Source organism: Citrobacter sp. CK181 (assembly GCF_030333595.1).
In the GTDB taxonomy this organism is placed as follows: domain Bacteria; phylum Pseudomonadota; class Gammaproteobacteria; order Enterobacterales; family Enterobacteriaceae; genus Citrobacter_B; species Citrobacter_B koseri.
Genome location: NZ_JAOWFN010000007.1, coordinates 1 through 4,325 on the forward strand (window position 1 = coordinate 1; position 4,325 = coordinate 4,325).

The 4,325-nt window shown below is 49.2% G+C and carries 4 protein-coding genes and 4 tRNA genes; 7 read left to right on the forward strand and 1 reads right to left on the reverse strand.

Going from position 1 to position 4,325, the window contains the following annotated elements:
- The first annotated feature begins 183 nt into the window (after positions 1 to 183).
- Both murB and birA read left to right on the forward strand, forming a co-directional pair.
- Positions 184 to 1,212: a UDP-N-acetylmuramate dehydrogenase gene (gene murB, locus OGW17_RS03325; protein WP_071258105.1), complete on the forward strand. Its 1,029-nt coding sequence runs from the start codon at positions 184 to 186 to the stop codon at positions 1,210 to 1,212.
- Positions 1,209 to 2,171, forward strand: a complete 963-nt coding sequence (gene birA, locus OGW17_RS03330; RefSeq protein WP_071258102.1) for a bifunctional biotin--[acetyl-CoA-carboxylase] ligase/biotin operon repressor BirA — start codon at positions 1,209 to 1,211, stop codon at positions 2,169 to 2,171. Before murB ends, birA begins: the two co-directional genes overlap by 4 nt.
- Before the next feature lie 30 nt (positions 2,172 to 2,201).
- Here birA and coaA read toward each other — a convergent pair whose 3' ends face one another.
- Positions 2,202 to 3,155 (reverse strand): type I pantothenate kinase, encoded by a 954-nt coding sequence (gene coaA, locus OGW17_RS03335; protein WP_024130653.1) that lies wholly within the window; start codon positions 3,153 to 3,155, stop codon positions 2,202 to 2,204.
- A 397-nt stretch (positions 3,156 to 3,552) separates the two neighbouring features.
- Here coaA and OGW17_RS03345 point away from each other — a divergent pair.
- From OGW17_RS03345 to OGW17_RS03365, 5 genes are all read left to right on the forward strand, one after another.
- Positions 3,553 to 3,628: transfer RNA gene (locus OGW17_RS03345), tRNA-Thr, on the forward strand.
- An 8-nt stretch (positions 3,629 to 3,636) separates the two neighbouring features.
- Positions 3,637 to 3,721, forward strand: a tRNA-Tyr gene (locus OGW17_RS03350).
- Between the two features lie 117 nt (positions 3,722 to 3,838).
- Positions 3,839 to 3,913, forward strand: a tRNA-Gly gene (locus OGW17_RS03355).
- A gap of 5 nt (positions 3,914 to 3,918) precedes the next feature.
- Positions 3,919 to 3,994, forward strand: a tRNA-Thr gene (locus OGW17_RS03360).
- A 116-nt stretch (positions 3,995 to 4,110) separates the two neighbouring features.
- The coding region (locus OGW17_RS03365; protein WP_000031663.1) for a GTP-binding protein at positions 4,111 to 4,325 on the forward strand (215 nt) is incomplete at its 3' end.

A 4,325-nucleotide genomic window follows, 5' to 3' on the forward strand; every position in this document is an offset into this window, starting at 1 on the left:
GCGAGAGTAGGGAACTGCCAGGCATTAATTAAGTGAAGAGGCCATCCTGAGGGATGGCCTTTTTGCGTTCATGCGCCCGGGTGCAGCCGGATGGCGGCTGCGCCTTATCCCACCTACATAACCACAAGCCATACTGTTACATATGCGGTAAACTAGACGCGATTTTGCATCAGGAAAGCGTCTATGAATCACTCCCTCAAACCCTGGAATACTTTCGGTATCGATCAACGCGCTAACGAGATTGTCTGTGCCGAAAATGAACAACAACTATTGGATGCCTGGCAATCGGCTAAAGCATCAAATCATCCGGTACTGATACTGGGCGAAGGGAGTAACGTTCTGTTTCTTGATACCTTTCATGGAACGGTGATTATCAACCGTATCAAAGGTATTGAGGTGACAGAGCAACCCGAAGCATGGCACTTGCACGTAGGGGCGGGGGAAAACTGGCATAACCTGGTACGATACACACTCCAGCAAGGTATGCCGGGGCTGGAAAATCTGGCGCTTATTCCGGGGTGCGTCGGTTCTTCTCCTATCCAGAACATTGGCGCCTATGGTGTAGAACTACAGCGGGTCTGTGACTATGTGGATTGTGTCGAGCTGGCAACCGGAAAGTCTCTACGGGTGAGTGCCACAGAGTGTCGCTTTGGTTATCGTGATAGTATCTTCAAGCATGAATATCAGGATCGTTACGCCATTGTGGCTGTCGGCCTGCGTTTACCAAAACAGTGGCTGCCCGTACTGACTTATGGCGACCTGGTTCGCCTTGAACCTGAAACGGTCACGCCGCAGCAGGTGTTTGATGCCGTATGCCATATGCGCACCACGAAACTGCCCGATCCAAAAGTAAATGGTAATGCAGGTAGCTTCTTTAAAAATCCTGTTGTTGCAGCAGAGATTGCGCACACATTACTGGCGCAATTTCCCGGTGCGCCACATTACCCGCAGGCCGATGGTTCAGTGAAGCTGGCTGCCGGTTGGTTGATCGATCAGTGCCAGCTAAAAGGCGTCAGTATCGGGGGCGCTGCGGTACATCGTCAGCAGGCTCTGGTGCTGATTAACGCACATAATGCGACAAGCGAGGATGTGGTGAAACTCGCGCATCATGTGCGTCAGAACGTGGGTGAGAAATTTAATGTCTGGCTGGAACCGGAAGTTCGGTTTATCGGGCAGACCGGTGAAGTGAATGCTGTGGAGATCATTGCATGAAGGATAATACCGTTCCCCTGACGCTGATCTCTTTGCTGGCCGATGGTGAGTTTCATTCGGGTGAACAGCTGGGTGAAACGCTGGGAATGAGCCGCGCAGCCATCAACAAGCATGTCCAGACGCTGCGTGACTGGGGAGTTGATGTGTTTACCGTTCCTGGCAAAGGATATAGCCTGCCAGAACCTATCCAATTATTAGATGCTTCTGTCATCCATGCACAACTGGATAGCGGGAATGTCACGGTACTTCCGGTTATCGATTCGACGAACCAGTATCTGCTGGATCGTATCGGCCAGTTGACGTCGGGTGATGCCTGTGTAGCGGAATACCAGCAGGCTGGGCGTGGTCGTCGTGGGCGGAAATGGTTCTCCCCATTTGGTGCGAACCTGTATCTTTCTATGTACTGGCGTCTGGAGCAGGGGCCGGCAGCCGCGATCGGGCTGAGTCTGGTGATCGGCATTGTGATGGCTGAGGTTCTGCGCGATCTGGGGGCAGAGAAGGTTCGGGTTAAGTGGCCTAATGATCTCTATTTACTCGATCGCAAGCTGGCAGGCATTCTGGTTGAGCTTACGGGTAAAACGGGCGACGCTGCGCAAATCGTTATTGGCGCAGGTATCAATATGGCCATGCGCCGTGTGGAAGAAGGCGTCGTGAATCAGGGATGGATCAATCTCCAGGAAGCGGGCATTACGCTTGATCGCAACATGCTGGCGGCGACGTTAATCAAAGAGTTGCGTGAGGCGCTGGAACTCTTTGAGCAGGAAGGTCTGGCACCTTACCTGTCTCGCTGGGAAAAACTGGATAATTTTATTAACCGACCGGTTAAACTGATTATTGGTGATAAAGAAATATTTGGTATTTCCCGTGGGATAGATGCGCAAGGCGCGTTGTTGCTTGAACAGGATGGCGTAATTAAGCCGTGGATGGGCGGAGAAATATCTTTACGCAGCGCAGAATAATAAAAAGGGAGCTAACGCTCCCTTTTTACATTATTTTCTCAACCTGACTTGTTCGACCGCATGATTGGCACTTTTGGTCATAATCAGACTGGCCCGCTCACGAGTGGGTAAAATATTTTGCTTTAAGTTCAACCAGTTGATTTCTTTCCATAATGATGCGGCGGTATTGATCGCTTCATCTTTCGATAATTTTGCGTAATTATGGAAATAAGAATCTGGGTCGGTGAACGCCCCTTCACGGAATTTCAGGAAGCGATTGATGTACCACGTCTGGAGTAAATCTTCAGGCGCATCAACATAAATAGAAAAATCAACGAAGTCAGAAACAAATACATGATGTGGATCGTGAGGATAATCCATTCCACTCTGTAGTACATTTAAGCCTTCAAGAATTAATATATCGGGCTGTGCGACGGTTTTATCTCCGTCTGGAATCACATCATAAATCAGGTGTGAATAGACTGGTGCGGTAACATTTGGCACCCCTGATTTGAGATCGGATACGAATTTCACCAGACGGTGCATATCGTAAGACTCAGGGAAGCCTTTCTTCTTCATCAGCCCGCGATCTTTCAGCACCTGGTTAGGGTGTAGAAAACCGTCAGTGGTGATCAATTCGACGCGACGATGTTCCGGCCAGCGGCTCAGCAGTGCTTGCAGTACGCGCGCGGTGGTGCTTTTGCCCACGGCAACGCTACCGGCAATGCTGATGATATAAGGAATACGCTGGCCGTTAGTGCCTAAAAATTGCTCCAGAACAGCCTGACGGCGCAGGTTTGAACTGATATAGAAATTTAGCAAACGCGACAGGGGCAAATAAATCTCGGCAACTTCTTCCAGTGATAAATCTTCATTAATGCCTTTGAGTCGTGCGATTTCGCCCTCGGTCAGGGTCATCGGCACGGAATCACGAAGCGCAGCCCACTGGTTGCGATCAAATTGTAGGTAAGGCGTCATTAACGTTTGCTCTTTACTCATAAGCATGTTTCTGGCTGTCATTGCTACATCAGGTCAGCGATAAAAAAGCGAATCATCCCCGGCATGCAATGGCACGACACATTTCAGTTAATTTGGACAATGGGCAGGAGGGTAACACCAGATGGGAGGGAATAATAAGAAAAAATCTCTCCTGATAAGTTATCCCTGAAACGCAATGTGACGGATATACCATATGTAAAAGAAGAATTTTTCTCTTTCAAACGCAGATATGATGATGCTCTCCGTTAATCCGTTAGCATCCTGGTGTCGAAAAATCGCACTGACCTGACTAAAAATAGGCCATTTAGCAGTCTTGTCGTGCAAAATGTGAGCGATAGAACATTTTATGCAATTTTTTAGTTGCATGAGGTCGCAGGTCTCCATAGAATGCGCGCTACTTGATGCCGACTTAGCTCAGTAGGTAGAGCAACTGACTTGTAATCAGTAGGTCACCAGTTCGATTCCGGTAGTCGGCACCATCAAGTCCGGTGGGGTTCCCGAGCGGCCAAAGGGAGCAGACTGTAAATCTGCCGTCACAGACTTCGAAGGTTCGAATCCTTCCCCCACCACCACTTTCTGGCAGCGTGTTTGCTGTCTGAACTGGTTGAAAAAATTAACCGGTTCGAATAAGAAAAGAGACATGTCTCTTTTTTTGTTACAGAAAGAACTGGGTAGCCGAGTTCCAGGATGCGGGCATCGTATAATGGCTATTACCTCAGCCTTCCAAGCTGATGATGCGGGTTCGATTCCCGCTGCCCGCTCCAGACGTGCTGATATGGCTCAGTTGGTAGAGCGCACCCTTGGTAAGGGTGAGGTCCCCAGTTCGACTCTGGGTATCAGCACCACTTCACTTCTCCTTCCCGTTTCTCTCTGTATAAACTTAAATATTCAACAATTCAGGCATATCGCCTGGTTGATGTGGTGATATCACCGATTTATCCGTGTCTTAGAGGGACAATCGATGTCTAAAGAAAAGTTTGAACGTACAAAACCGCACGTCAACGTCGGTACTATCGGCCACGTTGACCATGGTAAAACAACGCTGACCGCTGCAATCACTACCGTACTGGCTAAAACCTACGGCGGTGCTGCTCGCGCATTCGACCAGATCGATAACGCGCCGGAAGAAAAAGCTCGTGGTATCACCATCAACACTTCTCACGTTGAATACGACAC

Excerpts from the sequence above, each read along its gene's own strand:
- murB (WP_071258105.1), top strand. The coding sequence starts at position 184 with ATGAATCACTCCCTCAAACCCTGGAATACTTTCGGTATCGATCAACGC.
- birA (WP_071258102.1), top strand. The coding sequence starts at position 1,209 with ATGAAGGATAATACCGTTCCCCTGACGCTGATCTCTTTGCTGGCCGAT.
- coaA (WP_024130653.1), bottom strand. The coding sequence starts at position 3,155 with ATGCTTATGAGTAAAGAGCAAACGTTAATGACGCCTTACCTACAATTT.